This window comes from Cronobacter sakazakii (assembly GCF_000982825.1).
Taxonomy (GTDB): domain Bacteria; phylum Pseudomonadota; class Gammaproteobacteria; order Enterobacterales; family Enterobacteriaceae; genus Cronobacter; species Cronobacter sakazakii.
The window spans coordinates 13119-30824 of the sequence record NZ_CP011048.1 but is presented as its reverse complement, the minus strand read 5'-3'; the positions used below and the strand labels follow the sequence as shown (position 1 = coordinate 30824).

Annotated in this window: 7 protein-coding genes and 1 pseudogene; all 8 read left to right on the top strand. The window is 56.0% G+C overall.

Going from position 1 to position 17706, the window contains the following annotated elements; all coding sequences use genetic code 11:
• Positions 1-151 precede the first annotated feature (151 nt).
• The 8 genes and pseudogenes from CSK29544_RS21510 to CSK29544_RS21485 all read left to right on the top strand — a co-directional run bounded on the left by CSK29544_RS21510 (position 152) and on the right by CSK29544_RS21485 (position 17594).
• Complete coding sequence (locus CSK29544_RS21510; protein ID WP_007887684.1) at positions 152-1816, top strand: ShlB/FhaC/HecB family hemolysin secretion/activation protein; 1665 nt, start codon at positions 152-154, stop codon at positions 1814-1816.
• A gap of 13 nt (positions 1817-1829) precedes the next feature.
• Positions 1830-3831 (top strand): annotated as a pseudogene (locus CSK29544_RS25200) (two-partner secretion domain-containing protein); the annotation flags it as partial.
• Positions 3832-3852: 21 nt separating this feature from the next.
• Positions 3853-5862 (top strand): beta strand repeat-containing protein, encoded by a 2010-nt coding sequence (locus CSK29544_RS25195; protein WP_369843536.1) that lies wholly within the window; start codon positions 3853-3855, stop codon positions 5860-5862.
• Positions 5863-6176: 314 nt separating this feature from the next.
• On the top strand, positions 6177-13733 hold the full coding sequence (locus tag CSK29544_RS25110) for a hemagglutinin repeat-containing protein (protein WP_369843534.1): 7557 nt from the start codon (positions 6177-6179) through the stop codon (positions 13731-13733).
• Entirely contained in the window at positions 13733-14212 is a 480-nt protein-coding gene (locus CSK29544_RS21495; RefSeq protein WP_029039472.1) for a hypothetical protein, read from the top strand. Before CSK29544_RS25110 ends, CSK29544_RS21495 begins: the two co-directional genes overlap by 1 nt.
• A complete protein-coding gene (locus CSK29544_RS24475; protein ID WP_133051732.1) occupies positions 14197-14604 on the top strand; it encodes a polymorphic toxin type 25 domain-containing protein in 408 nt (135 codons plus the stop codon). The genes CSK29544_RS21495 and CSK29544_RS24475 overlap by 16 nt, the downstream gene beginning before the upstream one ends.
• Before the next feature lie 1506 nt (positions 14605-16110).
• Positions 16111-16728 (top strand): histidine phosphatase family protein, encoded by a 618-nt coding sequence (locus tag CSK29544_RS21490; RefSeq protein WP_007887654.1) that lies wholly within the window; start codon positions 16111-16113, stop codon positions 16726-16728.
• A 98-nt stretch (positions 16729-16826) separates the two neighbouring features.
• On the top strand, positions 16827-17594 hold the full coding sequence (locus CSK29544_RS21485) for a COG4705 family protein (RefSeq protein WP_029039473.1): 768 nt from the start codon (positions 16827-16829) through the stop codon (positions 17592-17594).
• Positions 17595-17706 lie beyond the last annotated feature (112 nt).

The window sequence follows — 17706 nt, the reverse complement described above, 5'->3', positions numbered from 1 at the left end:
TTTTTCCTTTATCCAAATTAGTGAACACCCTGCAAAGAATATATCTTTGTGAAGAAATGTAATTAACTATTACTATAGGAAAAACCTTAAAACCATTCGCGAAATAACATCGTGTTATGGCGCTAACTGATTAATTTTACAGGTCACCCGGATGACTGCTCGCGTTTATTATGGATTCTTACTGGCGCTGATATTTCCTTCTGCCTTTGCAGCCCCCCTTTCTCCTGCCGATCGCGATGCCATCCGTCAGCAACAGGAAGAACTTTTATTACAGGGCCAGCAGCAGCGTGAAGAGTTGCAACGCAGTACGCCGCTGCCCCGCGCTGAAACGCCTGTGATACCTGCGCCGTCATCCGGCCCGTGTTTTACCATTCGTGCCATTACTTATTCCGGCGCCACGCTGTTAAGTGCGCGTGAGCAGGCGAAATTATCGCACCCCTGGCTCAATCAGTGCCTCGATATGCCGCGCATCACGCAGCTGGTTAATAGCGTATCGGACTGGTATCTCAGCCGCGGTTATATCACCAGCCGCGCGTTTCTCACCGAGCAGGATCTCTCGCAGGGCGAATTACAGATTGTCGTGCTGGAAGGAAAGCTGCGTCAGATCCGCCTCGAAAATAAAACGCCGCTGATGCTGAAAATGGCGTTTCCTGGGCTTGAAGAAAAGATCCTGAACCTGCGCGATATTGAGCAGGGGATGGAGCAGATCAACCGCCTGCGCGCCACTCCGGTACAAATCGATATTCTGCCGGATAACACGCCCGGCTGGTCGGTGGTTAATCTCACCGCCACGCCAGAGTTTCCGTTACGCGCTACGGTGAGTTTCGATAACAGCGGCCAGAAGAGTACCGGCACCGGCCAGCTCAATGGTTCGCTCACCGGTAACAACCTGTTCGGGCTTGCCGATCAGTGGTTTGTCAGCGGCGGGCGCAGCAGCGATTTCGCCACCGCGTACAACGCGCGTAGCCTGCAGGCGGGCGTCAGTATCCCGTGGGGCTACAGCCTGCTGGATTACGACTATAGCTGGAGCGACTACCGCTCGACGCTTGATAACCAGGGATTCGCATGGATCTCTACCGGCGACAGTGAAACGCACCGCCTTAATCTTTCCCGCGTGGTGTTCCGCAACGGCGATATCAAAAGCGCGCTCACCGCGGGGGTGACGCGCCGCGAAAGCCACAACTGGCTTAATAATGCCCTGCTTGCCACCAGCAGCCGCAAGCTCTCCAGCCTGACGCTTGGCGTTAACCACACCCAGAAAACCGGCGGCGGCGTGGCGACCTTCAACCCGGCCTTTAGCCGCGGCATGCCCTGGTTCGACAGCGAAACCGATGAAACCAAAACCGGCGACGAACCAAAAGCGCAGTTTCGTAAATGGAGCCTCAGCGCCAGCTTGCAGCGGCCGCTTTTACAGGATTTGTGGTGGCTTTCCAGCGCTTATGGCCAGTGGTCGCCGGATCGTCTCTATGGCGCTGAACGCCTGACGCTCGGCGGCGAAAGCTCGGTCCGCGGCTTTAAAGAACAATATCTGTCCGGTGATAACGGCGGCTACTGGCGTAATGAACTCAACTACACGCTCGTCACGCTGCCGGTGCTCGGCCAGATCAGCGCCACGGCGGCGCTGGATGGCGGCTGGCTCGCCAGAGATAAACTCGACCGCTATGCCTCCGGCACGCTCTGGGGCGCCGCCGTCGGGCTGGGCAGCGCAGGGCGCTGGTTCGGCAGTCAGCTCACCGTTGGCACGCCATTACAGTACCCGGACTGGCTGGGGCCGGACCATTTCACCGTTAACTACCGCATCGCAATCACGCTTTAAGAGGCTTCAGGTCATGGATACCCGTCAACCGCCCGTGCGTTTTTCCGCTCGTCTGCTGAGCTACCTCATTATCTCTCTGCTGGTCTGGCAGCCGTTGGCCCCGGCTTTTGCGGCGGCCATGACGCCCACAGGCGCCACGTCGATGGATAAAGCAGGCAACGGCGTGCCGGTGGTGAACATCGCCAGGCCCAATGCGGCGGGGATCTCCCATAACCAGTTCAAAGACTATAACGTCGGCCAGCAGGGCGTGATCCTGAACAACGCCACCGGGCAGCTGAACAAGACTCAGCTCGGTGGGCTTATCCAGAACAACCCGAACCTGAAAGCGGGCCAGGAAGCGCGCGGTATCACTTAACGAAGTGACGGGCGGCAGCCGTTCGCAGCTCAACGGCTATACCGAAGTGGCGGGTAAAGCCGCGAACGTCATAGTGGCGAACCCGTATGGCATCACCTGTAACGGCTGCGGCTTTATCAACACGCCGAACGTCACGCTGACCACCGGCAAGCCAGTGCTCGACGCCGCAGGCAATCTCTCCGCGCTGGAGGTCACCCGCGGCACCATCACTGTGGAAGGCAAAGGGCTGGACGCCAGCCAGAGCGACGCGCTGTCGATTATCTCCCGCGCCACCGAAGTGAACGCGGCGATCCACGCACGCGATTTGAACGTGACGGCGGGCGCGAACCGCGTTAACGCAGACGGCAGCCGCACCGCGATGGCCGGTGAAGGCAATGCCCCTGTGGTGGCGGTCGATACCGGCGCGCTCGGCGGCATGTACGCCAACCGCATTCGGCTGGTGTCCGGCGATAAGGGAGTGGGCGTTAACCTTGGCAACCTCAATGCGCGCCAGGGCGATATCACGCTCGACGCCAGCGGCAAACTGAAGGTCAAAAACAGCCTGGCGATCGGCAACCTGACAGCGAAAGGCGACAACGTCACGCTCACGGGCGAGCATAAAACCGGCGGTACGCTTGCGGTCAACAGCCGAGGCGAGGTGGCGCTGGATCACGCAGAGCTTGCAAGCGACGGCGCCATGACGCTTTCCGCAGACGGCACGCTCTCCGCCAGCGCCAGTACGCTCACCAGCGGCCAGAGCCAGGCGCTGAACGGCAAAACCGTCACGCTGGATAACAATAGCCGTCTTGACGCAAAACGCGACGTCACACTCACCGGCGGCGCGCTCGCAAGCCAGGCGCAAATCAGCGCGGGCGGCAACGCGCAGATAGCGGGCGACAGCCTCACCAACAGCGGCCAGATTGCCGCCACGGGACGTCTTGATACCCGAACCACCCGCCTGACTAACCGCGGCACGCTGCAGGGCAACGGCGTGACGGTCGACAGCGACGCCGTGACCAACAGCGGAACGCTGCAGAGCGCGTCGGCACTGACGCTGAAAGGCAAAACGCTCGATCAACAGGGCACCGTCAGCGCGCGCGGCGATGCCGCCTTTAACCTTACAGACAGCCTGCGCAACGGGGCAAACGGGAAAATCCTTACGGACGGTACGCTTGCGGTTGACACCGGCGCGCTTGAGCAGAACGGCACGCTTTCCGGCATAAAACGCCTCGATGTGCAGGCGCAGCAGGTTACCTCTAGTAAGGGAGCGCTCACTACAAGCCAGGGCGATATTCGTCTCGATGCGGACGGTAAAGCCGATCTTAACGGCCAGACGATCGCGACAGGTAACCTGACGCTGACCGGTGACGCCGTCACCACGCAGCAGGACGCGCAGCTGCAAAGCGGTCGCGCTCTCGCCATTACCGCCCATGACGCGACGCTTGACGGCACGCATGCGGCAAAGGGCGCGCTGAACGTCACGGCGCAACGTCTGAGCCACGGCGGTAAATCTGAGTCGGCCGCGACGACCTTTCTGGGCGATGAATTCCTGAATAACAGCGGCACGCTGACCGGCGACGCGCTGACGCTGCGCGGTAAACAAATCACTAACCGCGGCCTTCTGAAAGGCAGTGGCGCGCTTACTCTCTCAACCGATCGCCTCGATAATCTCACGGGCGGCACGCTTTACAGCCCGGCCAGCCTGAACCTTGCCATTCCGACGCTCAACAACCAGGGGCAAATCACCACCGATAGCGATCTGACGCTGCGCGGCGCGCAGCTGACGAACGGCGGACTGCTACAGAGCCATCGCGCGCTGGATATGGCTTACGAGAGTTTCGATAACCTCTCCGGCGGTACGCTGTACAGCGCCCGCGATCTGCATCTTGCTATACCGACGCTCACCAATCAGGGACTGATCAGCACCGACGGCGACCTCTCATTGCGCGGCCAGTCGCTGGTAAACAGCGGCGAGATCAACGGGGTGAATCTCAGCGGCGATATTGCGTCGCTGAACAATACCGGCCGCCTGCTGACGGATAACACGCTGACGCTGAATACCGGCACGCTCAACTCCGGCGGCACGCTGGCGGCAGAGCAGGTGACGATCGCCGCAGATCGACTGCAAAACCAGGGGCTGGTGCAGGACAATCGCGCGCTGAACGTGACAGCGGGTGACACCGACAACCAGGGCGCGTTGCGCACCGGCGGTACGCTGGCGCTTCAGGGCGATACGCTGACCAACGGCGGCGAGCTTAGCGCCACGGCGCTGCTGCTGACGCTGGCAAAACACGCTGATAACCACGGCAAACTGGTCGCGACCGACGCGCTGCGCCTCACCACGCCGGCGTTCACCAACACCGGCATCCTGGCGGCCGGCACGCTCGATCTCAACAGCGCCGCCGTCACCAACAGCGGCACGTTGCAGGCGACCGGCGATGTACTCGCGCACGGTAAACAGTTCGATAACCAGCAGGGCGGGGTGGTGCTCGCGGGCGGCGCGCTTGCGCTGAACCAGGACACGCTCAGCAACGCCGGGCTGTTACAGGGCGACACGCTCACGGTCGCCGCACAGACGTGGCGCAACGAGGGCAACGCGCTCGGGCAAAACGGCGTCACCGCACAGATTGACGGCACCTTGACCAACCAGGGCCAGATGCAGGGCCGCGCGCTCAGCGTGACCGGGGATACCCTGCGTAACGGCGGTACGCTGCAGGCAACCGACAGCCTGAAGGCCACCCTCAGCCAGACGCTTGAGAATAACGGCGCGCTGCTGAGCCAGAACCAGGCGGACGTGAGCGCGGCGCAGCTGACGAATAACGGCACGCTGGCGGCACGCGCGCTGACCGTTCAGGCACCGGACATCATCAACCGCGGCACACTTGCGGGCAACGACAGCCTGAGCCTCACCGCGCGTAACCTTTATAACGACGCGCACGGCCAGCTTGCCACCGGTGGCGGCCTGATGCTGGATCTCGATCGTCTGGAGAACCAGGGGCAGCTGTCGGTTAACGACAGGCTGACGCTTCGGGGCAACACGCTCATCAACGGCGGCGATATCAACGCCGCAGCGCTTGATACCACGCTCAGTGGCGCGCTGGATAACACCGGGCGGCTGGTGGCCGACGGCCGCGTGCAGCTTAGCGCGGGTACAGTGACCAACAGCGGCACGCTGGCAGCGGATGACGTCACGCTGGTTGCAGGAACCTTTCGCAACGGCGGGCTTATTCAGGGCGCGCACAGCGCCGGTGCCACGGCGCAGACGCTTACGAACGACGCCAGCGGCACCTGGCTTTCTGGCGGCGCGCTGACACTCAACGGCAACCAGCTGACCAACTCCGGACAACTGCAGGGCGATACGCTTACCGGTAACAGCCTCGATAACCGCGGCGTGATGAACGGCATTCAGGAGCTCACGGGCACCGTTCAGGGCGCGCTCAACAATGACGGGCAGATGGTGAGCCGTGGCGACGCGACGCTTAACGCCGACAGCCTCACCGGCAGCGGGCGCATCGTGGCGGATACCCTGACGCTTCAGGCGAAACGGCTTACCAACAACGGCCTGTGGCAGGGCACGAAGGGGCTGACCGCGACCGGTGATACCTTCACCACGGGCGCGAACGCCCGCGCACGCTCAGCGGTGGCAATCTTTCGCTCAATGCCGGAACGCTTAACACCGGCGGGACGCTGCAGGGCCAGCAGGTCAATGTAGACGCCGATAACTGGACGCACTGCGGCACGTTAATTAGCCTCGGCAATCTGGGTGCACAGACGCAAGGTACGCTGACCAACAACGGCTCGCTGTTAAGCCAGGGCTCGGCGACTGTTACGGCAAATGAACTCGCCAACAACGGCTCACTGCTGAGCCAGGGCGCGCTGACGCTCGACGGCCAGCGGTTGACCAACAGCGGCGCGCTGCAGGGCGATACTCTGACGGCGTACCAGAACCAGATCAACAACCACGGCACCGTGACCGGCGTACAGGGGCTGACGCTTACCGCCCGGCCACAATCGCGCATGGCCCGCATGCTGCTGGCCGCGCCGCCGCGCGAGCTGATCAATGGTGCAAGCGGCGCGCTGCTCACCGGCGGTACGCTTCGTATCGATTCCGGCGCGGTGACCAACGCCGGGCGCTGGCAGGGGCAAAACATTCTGCTGAACGCGCAGCGCCTCGACCACAGCGGTGTTATCCAGAGCGCGGACGGCCTGAACATCACGCTTTCCGGCAACCTCAACAGCCAGGCGGGCAGCAAAATCACGGCGCTCGGCGCGGCAGCGCTGAACGCGCTCGCCGTGACGAACCAGGGCGAATGGGCAGCGAAAAACCTGACGCTCACCGGCAGCAGCCTGCGTAACGACGGCGCCATCACGGGCGTTAACGGCCTGACGGCGACGGTTAATAACGATCTCACCCAGACCAGTAACGGCAAACTGTTGACCGGCGGCGCGCTGACGCTGAACGCAGGCGCGGTAAATAACCAGGGCGCGGTGCAGGGCGGGACGCTGGATGTCACCACCGGCGGCCTGACCAACAGCGGCCGGTTGCAGGGCGACAACGGCGTGACGCTCACCGCGCGCGGCTCGCTCACCAACAACTTCGGCGGGCAGGTTATCAGCCGCCAGGGTCTCGGCGTGACCACGCCGGTGCTTGTGAACAACGGGCTGATGCAGGGCGGCGCTACTACGCGGGTAGAGGCCACCACGTCTGCGCGCAACGACGGTAAGCTGCTTTCCGGCGGCCAGCTGACGCTCATCATGCCGCAGTTCACTGGCGCGGGCTGGCTGCAGGCGACGAACCTTATTCTGAACGCCGCGAATGCGACCAACAGCGGCACCTGGCTTGCGGATCAGGGCACTCTGACCGGCAATACTTTCACGAACCAGGGCACCACGCAGGGCGGGGCGCTGACGGTCAACTATTCGACGCTTAACAACAACGGTACGCTGCTCGGCAATAACCAGCTGACGGTCAATGCAAATCAGGTTAACCAGCAGGCGGCGGGCAAACTCTTCTCCGGCGGCGATCTGTGGATTGGCAGCGCGGGGCTGGACGCGGCGGGACAGCTAGTGGCGCTCGGCAATCTGACCCTTAAGCTCACCAACGCGTTTACCAATAAAAACGCGCTGGCGGCGGGGAAAACGCTCACCGTTACCAGCAATGGCGCTATCGATAACCGCGGCGTGATGCAGGGCCAGGCGGTGAATGTCAGCGCGGGCGGCGCGCTCACCAACAACGGACAGATCACGACCGGCAGCGGCGCGAGCACGCTCAGCGGTAGCAGCGTGGGGCTGAACGGTGCAGGCACGTTACAGGGCGGCGGCGATGTGACTATTGCGAGTCGCGGCAACATCACCGTGGACGGTTTTACCGGCACCCGCGGCAGCCTGACGCTCACCGCGCCGGGCAGCATCATCAATACCGCGCTGCTCTATGCGGCCGGTAATCTTGCCCTTTATGCCAACAGTATCACTAACCAGCGCGGCGATATTCTCGCGGGCAACAGCCTGTGGATGCAGAAAGACGCGGCGGGTAATGCGAATGCGGAAGTGGTCAATACCTCCGGGAATATTGAGACGCAGAACGGTGATATTACGATTAAGACCGGGCATTTATTGAATCAAAGGGATGGGTTGAGTGTAAAAGAGTCAACGAATGCAGGCTCTTCTATTGGTGGCGTTGGGGATGCAATTTTATCACTTAATTATAAAACACTGCCTGCTGATACATATGGCTATATAACCTTCGATACAGAAAAAGAAATAGGGATATGTGGAGGTTCTAACGGAGGTTGTTATACAAAGAAAATTACTAATTATAATTATGTTCCTTTCTTCGAATACAGGACAAAAAAATTCTCCGTAAAAGAATCAATTATTGCCGTTGAAAGTAAAGGAGGGGCATCAAGAATCCTGTCGGGAAGAGATGTTTACATATCCAGCAATATTCTTGAAAACCTTGCCAGTGATATTGTGGCTTCGAAAGATATAAAATTGGAAGGTGGTAAACTTAATAATAAGAGCTGGCAATCAGGGAAAACTACTGAATACCTTATTTATCAGCATGCTCTTGCAGGAAATACGGATGTCATTGTAAACAACATTCCGGAAAGCGGTCTTTCTGTTCAAAGCGATAATTTCACACAAGTTAATAAGGACATAACCTATAAGCTCACTGGCAAGACAACCGAAACTGAAAGCGGCGAACTCTACCGCGCCGTTATACAAGCCGGTGGTAACGTCACCGCAAATTTTGCCGACAATATCAGTAACACCAGCACCACCGCGAACGCAGGAAAAGTCAGCAGCACCATAAACACACCGTCCCTGAATACTCTGAGCCATCAAAGTATCGGCGGTAGCGTGCAAAAACAGGGCCTCGCGGGTGGCGCGGCGGTCGCCGTCAATTCGCCGGAGTGGAAAGATCAGCTCCAGGGCGCGCTACAACAGATCAACGGCGGCGGCGCGCTGGAGAACAGCGCAGGCGGCAGCGCGCTCGCTAATCTCTCTGCCACCAAAGCGGGTAAAGCGAATCTTGGCAATACCTCGGGTCTCGTCAGCGCAGGCGTAACGGCCACCAGCGCGGCGAATATCACCGGCGGCGCGCTCGCGAACACGCAAAGCAAACCCGTTGATACCAGCGCGTATCCGCTGCCTTCCGGTAACAACGGCTTTTTCGTGGTCTCCGATAACCCGAAAAGCCCGTACCTGATCAACGTTAACCCGAAACTGGATGGCCTGGGCGAGCTCGATCCGGCGCTGTTCGGCGATCTCAACAAACTGCTGGGCGTCCAGCCTGGCGCCGCACCGCGTGAGACGCGCACGAGCTTTACCAATGAAAAACAGTTCCTCGGCTCGTCCTATATGCTCGGGCGGCTCAACCTCAACCCGGAGTATGACTATCGCTTCCTCGGCGATGCCGCGTTCGACACCCGCTACGTCAGCAATACGCTGCTGAACCAGACCGGCAACCGCTATCTCAACGGCATCGGCTCCGATCTCCAGCAGATGCAGTACCTGATGGATAACGCCGCCGCGCAGCAAAAATCGCTCGGCCTGCAGTTTGGCGTGGCGCTGACACGCGATCAAATCGCCTCGCTCGATAAAAGCATTCTCTGGTGGGAGTCCGCCACGGTGAATGGCGAGACGGTGATGATCCCCAAACTCTATCTCTCGCCGAAGGACGTCACGGTTAACAACGGCAGCGTCATCGCCGGGAATAACGTCAGCCTGAAAGGCGGCGACATCACCAACAGCGGCAGCACGCTGCTGGCCAGACAGGATCTCAAACTCGACAGCCAGAACAGCATCAGCAACCTCAACGACGGTTTGATGAAAGCAGGCGGCGGCCTGAGCCTGAGCGCCATTGGCGATATCAATAACATCAGCTCAGCCATCAGCGGGAAAACCGTGGCGCTGGAGAGCACCGACGGCAGCATTAACAACATCACGCTTGCCGAACAGACGAGCATCGACGCGCGCGGTAAATACGGCAGCGTCATGCTGAAAGATACCACGTTCGGCAGCACGGCCACCATCAGCGCGCAGGACAGTCTGGCCTTACAGGCCGGTAAAAACATCACGCTTACCGGCGCGAACCTGACCTCCGGCGGCGATCTGCTGATGAACGCCTGGGGCGACATCGCGGTAAATGCCAACCAGGTAAACGACGCTTACAGGCAGTCGGGCTTGCGGAATAACACCAATACCAGCCGCTCTTCGGTTACCTACCAGGGCAGCACCCTCAGCGCAGGCGGCAATCTCGGCATCAAAGCCGGTGACAACCTGAGCGTGGCGGCAGGCGATATCAAAGCGGGCGGTAACGCGGCGCTCGCGGCAGGCGGCGATCTCAGCCTCGACGCGCTGCAAACCAGTAAAAACAGCCGCAACGGCAAGCGCGAAACGCACAGTACCGGGCTTGATCGCACCACCGTCTCCGCGGGCGACAACCTGACGCTGAGCGCGGGCCAGGATATCAACGCCCACGCAGCGGCTCTTGCAGCCGAGAAAAATATCGGCGTTCAGGCCGGACGCGATGTCAACCTGGAGGCGGAAGCCACTACCTCGGGCGACAGCTACCGCTCGAAGAAGAAAACCACTATTAACGAGTCTGTGCGTCAGCAGGGCACGGAGCTGGCGAGCGGCGGTAACACGGTCATTGTCGCCGGGCGCGATATGAACGCCGACGCGGCGCAGGCTACGGCGAAGGGCGACATCGGCGTAACGGCCGGTCGCGATATTAATCTCGCGACCGCCACTGAGAGCGATTACCACTACAAAGAGGAAACCAAAACCAAGAAAGGCTTCCTCAAGAAAACCACCACGCACACGGTCTCTGAACAGAGCGCCACGCGCGAAGCGGGCACGCTGCTGAGCGGTGATAACGTCACGCTGAAGGCGGGCGAAGACTTGCTCGTCAAAGGCTCGGCGGTGGCTGGCGACGGTAACGTTGCGCTGAGCGCCGGTAAAAACGTGGAGATCGCGGCGGCGACCAACACCGATTCGAACTGGCAGCTCAAGGAGAAGAAAAAGAGCGGCCTGATGGGATCCGGCGGGATCGGCTTTACCATCGGCAGCAGTAAAACGCGCCATGAGCTGAAAGAAAAAGGCACCACCCAGAGCCAGAGCGTCAGCACCGTCGGCTCGACCGGCGGCAACGTGACCGTCACGGCGGGCGAACAGGCGCGCGTCAGCGGCGCCGATCTGGTGGCGGGGAAAAACCTCACGCTCACCGGCGACAGCGTGGTTATCGAGCCGGGGCATGATAAACGTACGACTGACCAGAGGTTTGAACAGAAGAGCAGCGGGTTAACCGTGGCGCTTACCGGGGCTGTGGTCGATGCCGTCAATAATGCAGTGATGGCGGCAAAGGATGCTACAAAGCAAAGCGATTCTCGTCTTGCCGCGCTGCAGGCGACCAAATCGGTGCTTTCCGGTTATCAGGCAGTACAAGGCAAAGAGATGGCGGACACCACCGGTGAGCCTAATGCCGGTATCCGCGTCAGCGTTTCTCTGACCACGCAAAAATCAAAATCTGAACAGCATCAGGTATCTGACCAGGTCACCGGCTCGACGCTGAATGCCGGAAACGATCTGTCGATTAACGCCACCGGTAAAAACCACGGGGCTAACAGCGGCGATATTGTCGTTGCGGGCAGCAGCATGAAAGCGGGCGGCGACGCCAGCCTGAATGCGGCGCGGGATATTCTCCTGAATGCTGCTGCGAATACGCAGAAAACCACCGGCAGTAACAGCAGCAGTGGCGGCGGCGTGGGCGTCAGCGTTGGGGTTGGTCAGGGAAGCGCGGGCCTGAGCGTCTTTGCAAATGTGAATGCGGCGAAGGGCAAGGAAAAGGGTGACGGCACCGACTGGACCGAAACCACGCTGGATAGCGGTGGCAAAGTATCGCTGCACAGCGGACAGGATGCATCGCTGACTGGCGCGCAGGTTAACGGTAATCAGGTGACGGCGGATATCGGGCGCAACCTGACGATTACCAGCCTGCAGGACAGCAATCACTACGACTCGAAACAGGGTAGCGTGAGCGCTGGCGGCAGTTTCACCTTCGGCACCATGACAGGCTCTGGCTATGTTAATTTTAGCCAGGACAAAATGCACAGCACCTTCAACAGCGTGGCTGAGCAGAGCGGGATTTTCGCCGGTAAAGGTGGCTTTGACGTCACAGTCGGAAGCCATACCCAGCTCAACGGTGGAGCTATTGGCAGCACGGCCACGGCGGATAAAAACAGCCTTGATACCGGTACGCTGGGCTACAGTAACCTTACCAACAAAGCGGATTATAAGGTGTCGCACTCCGGCGGTGGCTTCAGCTCTTCCGGTAGCTTCGGGGCGCAGGCTGCTCTCAGTGCGGCCAGTACGCTCATGTCGGGTATGAGCGGATCGGGGCATGCGCAGGGCACCACCCAGGCGGCGGTTTCTGAAGGCTCGATCACCGTTCGCGATAAGGCGAACTCGCAGGATACCGGCGGACTGCAAAGGGATGTAACGCAGGCTAACGACGCCATCAGCCCGATCTTTAACAAAGAGAAAGAACAGAATCGCCTGCAGGCCGTGCAGATGGTCAGCGATATCGGCAATCAGGTGGCCGATATTGTGCGCACACAGAGCGATCTCGATGGCCTGAAAGCGGCGATAGCCAAAACGGGCACGTCACTGCAGGGGCTGCCGGAGAAAGAACGTCTGGCAAAACTGGCGGCCTTGCGCGATACGGACGTCTACAAAAAAGTGACCGAAAACACCGGCACCGGCAGCGATGTGCAGCGTGCGATTACCGCCGCGACCGCCGCTGTCAGCGGGCTGGCAGGCGGGAACCTGAATGCCGCGTTAGCGGGTGCGGCGGCACCGTATATCGCTAATGAGATCGGTAAAAACATCACTGACCAGAATACGACGGCGGGCATTATGGCCCACGCGGTGGTTAACGCCGTGCTGGCGAAAGTGCAGGGACAGAACGCGCTCATCGGTGCTTCCGGCGCGGTCGTCGGTGAAGCGATGGGGATACTCATTGCGAAGGAGGTGTACAAAAAAGACCCCTCGCAGCTGAATGATACCGAGAAACAGACGGTTGCGGCGCTCTCTACGCTGGCATCCGGCCTGGCAGGCGCACTGGCGGGTAACAACACGGAAGCGACAGCGACCGCCGCGAAAGCCGGACAGACGACGGTTGAGAATAATCTGCTGGGTGGTGGAACAGATGACGGACAGGTAAAAGCGGCGCAGGAGCATGCGAAAAATATCATGTCCTGCGCAGATGATCCTGGCTCAGAACCCTGCCGTAAGGGAAAGGCACTACAGAATGCGATGATAGTTGCATTGCCAGCCGGTCTTGGTGGGGGAATGCTGATAGCGGCAACATCGGAATTAGCAGCAGCGGCTCAGGTTGCTATCAGAGCATGTGCTGGTAATGTTGTGCTGTGCCTGAATAATGCTGGCATCATGACGTCGGAGGCCATCGTTCCGGGAGGTGTGGGAGCAGGTGGTGCGATAGGTATTGGTAAGACCACGCTGGAGGCAACAACGGCTAAAGCTGAAGCTGTTGTAGCCAATGCGGCAAAAAATAATCCATCATGGAAAGCTGGTGAGTATCTAGAGGATTTTAAACCTTCACCGACACCGCTAGAGCTGGTAAGAGAGCAGGCTGGGAAAGGTTCACAAACTGCCTATATCAGAATGGATCATATACTTAATGGAGAAGTGAAAACTCTTAAGGATGGGACTAAAGTTGGTTCTGGTGGACACTATATCCGTGATCCAAACATCAAGATAGATAAAGTGACTGGCGCTCCTGATTCAACTGGCGTTTCAAAAGGATACATATCAGTCAGAGACTCAGCCTCCGGTCAATGGGTTAATAAAAAGGCAGAAACGACATTCTTTCCTGAGCAATGGTCAAAAAGGCAGACAGCTCAAGAGATTGAAAGCGCGTTTAAACATTCTGAAAGGGTACCGAATACAGAAATGTGGAGCGGGAAATCATCTAGCGGTGTGAAGATTCAAGGCTATTATGGAAAACCAGATGGAACAGGTGCAACTGCATGGCCTGTTTATACCGGGAGGAATAAATAATGTTGAATGATAAAATCATTTTTTGGTGGGATGAAAATAGTGATTTATTTATTCCTATTGGTGGAAAAATACGTCATTCCTCTGATGGAGGGGTATTAGGGTATGGAGTGCGTGAAATTTCAGGATGGTTGTCTAATGACATTCAATATGGTATTCATTCTGTTGATATCTGGGTCAGAAATCTAACTGATTTTGCATCAGGAAAAATAACTGATGGTAACTTTGGCAAAGGTAATGCCCATTGGGTGATGGTTACGCATGATAAAGTATTTATTGGGTGTGAGCACGTGGAAGAGCAACAGGTACTTTTAACCATCGAGCAAACATTATATGTTCTGGGGCAGTATCGTTTATTCCTGGAAGGATCTTATACAAAAGATTTCCCGCCAGAACCAATTGATGTTGAGTACCTGGCAGAAGGCAGAGATGCTATCACACGGTATGAGTCTCTAGACGGAGCATATTGTTTGCCATATTAAAGCTGAGAATAACTTTTGATCGAGAAATTAAGGAAATGGAAGGATGCGTTAGTTCAGAAAACATCAAAGGTGAGATGAAAGTCGACAATGATTCCTTCTCCGTTTCTACAGGATATACAAAAGAATTTGGTGTTAAAGCCGGGGCTTCAATTGGTATTGATTTTGGTCCTTATGCCCCCGGTGTATTTGGCGATTTAAGTCGTGATTATTCAGCGAGTATTGGTTTTGGCCCTGGCTTACTAGGGGTGTCCATTGGCAAAGATGGATTCGGTTTTGCCGTTTCTGTCGGACCGAGTATTGGTTATACTAGTTCTTCAACTTCACGTCATAATGAAAAGATAGATTTGAACAGTGATACCTCAAAGGAAATATACCACCATGATTCCAAATGATATAGTTCTTAGTACATTATCACTGATGATGCTATTCTTTTTGTTTGCTTGGGGGGGGTGTTTTTTTTATTTTTGTATATAAGATACTTGGGGGGGCTAAAGTAGGTAGAGATTCTTTTCTTTATTTCAATTATATTTTTTTTAAGCGCGATGTGCTCGCAAATATTTCCCTTTGCTTCGTTGTATTGGGTTACATATCTGCAGCGTTTGTAGAGTACAGAAGGGAATTCGATGATCTAATGCTACTTGCTAATTTAATGGGAGGAGCGTCATTTCTTCTTTTTGGTATATATGGCAGGTGGTTCTATTTTGATGTTCCTGAAAATGAAAAACCATTTTTTTTCATTAATGTTTTCCTTACCAGGGTTGATTTTCGATTCGGCTCTCTGTTTCTGTGGTTGTCTAGAATTTCATATGCAACATGGGTGTTTTTATTGATTTTTTGAAAGAAGAGGATATTAATCTTGTTGCGGTAAGAACTAATGATGGTTTCGTAACAATCGAATCTGGTGTGGTCAATAATAACAAACCTAAGGGGTGGTAATGAGCATCTCGCTAAGCGTTTTTTTAAAGAGCCAGTAATAATAAATGTTTGCTTGCTTTTAATGCAAATAAGGTTTTTAACCTTTTGTTGGGAACAGATAAACAATGCTTGAAAGTGGAGCTTTTTACTTCTAATGATACTATCATAAATAAAACCTGACTCAAAACAATGATATAATTTTATTGAGTCGAACATTATTTATGGTGGGGTTATTTTGCTATGTTATATTTATGAATACTGGGAATATCATAGCGATAAGAAACTTTATGAGTTTCCTTTGCTAAAATTGATTTTGATAAGAAAAAATTACGTTTATAGTCATCTTGTCATTGCTTTTTGCTGCGGCAAATTACTATGTGTGTGAATATATATACGATACAAGTGGAATATTTTCAGTAACAAGAGAGGATAAGAATAATATAGGTGAAATTCTCCATCTAAGACTTACCCCCTGATTTAAGATGTGTTAATGAGGCTTGTGATTTGTTATATGATAGACTTATAACTAATAGATTTTAATTGACTTTTATTGTTTCGAATATTGAGATTACGAATAAAAATATAACTTGAATGCTTTGAAGGATGGGCTATTTCCCCTAAAGAATCTCTTTTGATTAAAAATGTTACTCTCCGGGAGAGTATGCGAGTGAATACGCGTGGGATTGAATTTTTTCTAATCCGAGGGGTAGCCATGACATTGTTTGTTGAATGCAAGAAAGCTTTTGGAATTTATATCTATATTCTTAATGAAAAAGATGAAGCTGCGGCGATAAACCTTCTTAAACATATCCATGCTTTCAGAGCAAGCCTGGATTCAACATGCTAAACATTCATGATGTGCTCACGCTCTCTCCAAAAATATTTATTTTCAATGAGCGTTTAATCATACAATCTATATTTTCGTTAGAAAAAATACGTGTTTTTATTCGTGGTTAAGCATCTCATCGAGCAGGTAACATCCCATGAACCTCCTCCTTATCCGTCATGCCGAAACAGCGTGGAACCGCGGCGGACTCATTCAGGGGCATCATGACAGCGCGCTGACGGCGCGTGGCTTGCAGGAAACCACAGCGCTCCTGACTGCTCTGGCGCACGAATTCCCCTCTGTTGACGCGGTGTACACATCTCCCGCGGGCCGCGCGCGTCATATGGGTAACGCCACCGCGAGCCATTTTCGCTGCTCACTCTCTGTTGAGCCTCTATTACGTGAGCAGGCGTTTGGTGATTACGAAGGCCTGTCGCGGGTGCAGTTGCAGCGTGATTACCCTCTCAGCGCAGAAGCGCTGTTTTCAACCGATGCGTTATTTACGCCGCCCGGCGGTGAATCGCTCGCGTATGCCGCGCAGCGTCTGCTGACTTTTATCCAGAATGAGCTTGCAGCAACCTCATACGCAACCTGCTGCGTCGTGACGCACGGGCATATCCTTCAGGGCGCGCTGGCTGTTCTTAAAGAAGGCGTGCCGGATAACTTCCCGCGCTATGCGCAGCCGAATGCGAGCTATACGCTTTTAAGGGTCGTTCCCGGCCGCTGCGACGTCATTCAGTGGGGCATCGCGACCCATTTGCGACACCTGTCATAAACGCTGAAAACTTTCGCCGCTCTTAAGTCTTCCTTAAGATTAATCCTATAACTTCACTCTGGATCCTGCCCCTGTCGGGCCGTACCGGAGCACATTCTATGCAAAACACTACCTCTACGCTCAGTAAAGTTCCTGCCGTCACCGCCGCGTTCTGGCTGACGAAAATCGCCGCGACCACGCTGGGTGAAACCGGCGGCGACGCGGTCACGATGTCCATGGATCTCGGTTATCTCACCGGCACGCTCATCTTCGCGGCGATCTTCCTCGCAGCGGTGGTCGTGCAAATCCGCCATCACAGTTTTAATAAGTGGATCTACTGGTTCACGGTGGTCGCCACCACGACGGTCGGCACCACGCTTGCAGATTTCGCCGACCGCTCATTAGGTATCGGTTATCTCGGCGGTACGGTGTTGTTGAGCAGTTTGCTGGTGCTTTCGCTGCTGGTCTGGCGCGTGACATGCGGCACCATTGCCGTGGATTCGGTTAACAGCGTGCGTACCGAAAGCTTCTACTGGGTGACGATTATGTTCTCCCAGACGCTTGGCACGGCGCTCGGCGACTGGACAGCAGACAGTGAAGGCTTCGGTTATGACGGCGGTATCCTGCTGTTCGTGGGCGCACTGGCGGTTATCTGGCTCGCGAGCCGCTTTACCTCGATTTCGCGCACCGTGCTGTTCTGGGCCGCATTTATCCTCACCCGTCCGCTCGGCGCGGTAGTGGGCGATTTCCTCGATAAACCCATCGCCAAAGGCGGCCTTGAGCTCAGCCGTTACGGCGCATCTGCCACACTGGTAGGAATGATTCTGGTCTGCCTGTGGGTCTTCCCGCATCGCGCAGCGCTGAAAAAACGCGCGCCGGTATTCTGAGTTTTTCCTTGTTACCCGCGGCACGCGCCGCGGGTTCTCCTCTCTGTTTTTCCTTTCACAACGGTTTTGCCCTCGCTGCCCTGTGCCGTACACTGTCTCTTAGTACACATGC

Bases quoted from the DNA above. Each gene is read 5' to 3' on its own strand.
- CSK29544_RS21510 (WP_007887684.1), top strand. From the start codon at position 152: ATGACTGCTCGCGTTTATTATGGATTCTTACTGGCGCTGATATTTCCT.
- CSK29544_RS25110 (WP_369843534.1), top strand. From the start codon at position 6,177: ATGCTGCTGGCCGCGCCGCCGCGCGAGCTGATCAATGGTGCAAGCGGC.
- CSK29544_RS21495 (WP_029039472.1), top strand. From the start codon at position 13,733: ATGTTGAATGATAAAATCATTTTTTGGTGGGATGAAAATAGTGATTTA.
- CSK29544_RS21490 (WP_007887654.1), top strand. From the start codon at position 16,111: ATGAACCTCCTCCTTATCCGTCATGCCGAAACAGCGTGGAACCGCGGC.
- CSK29544_RS21485 (WP_029039473.1), top strand. From the start codon at position 16,827: ATGCAAAACACTACCTCTACGCTCAGTAAAGTTCCTGCCGTCACCGCC.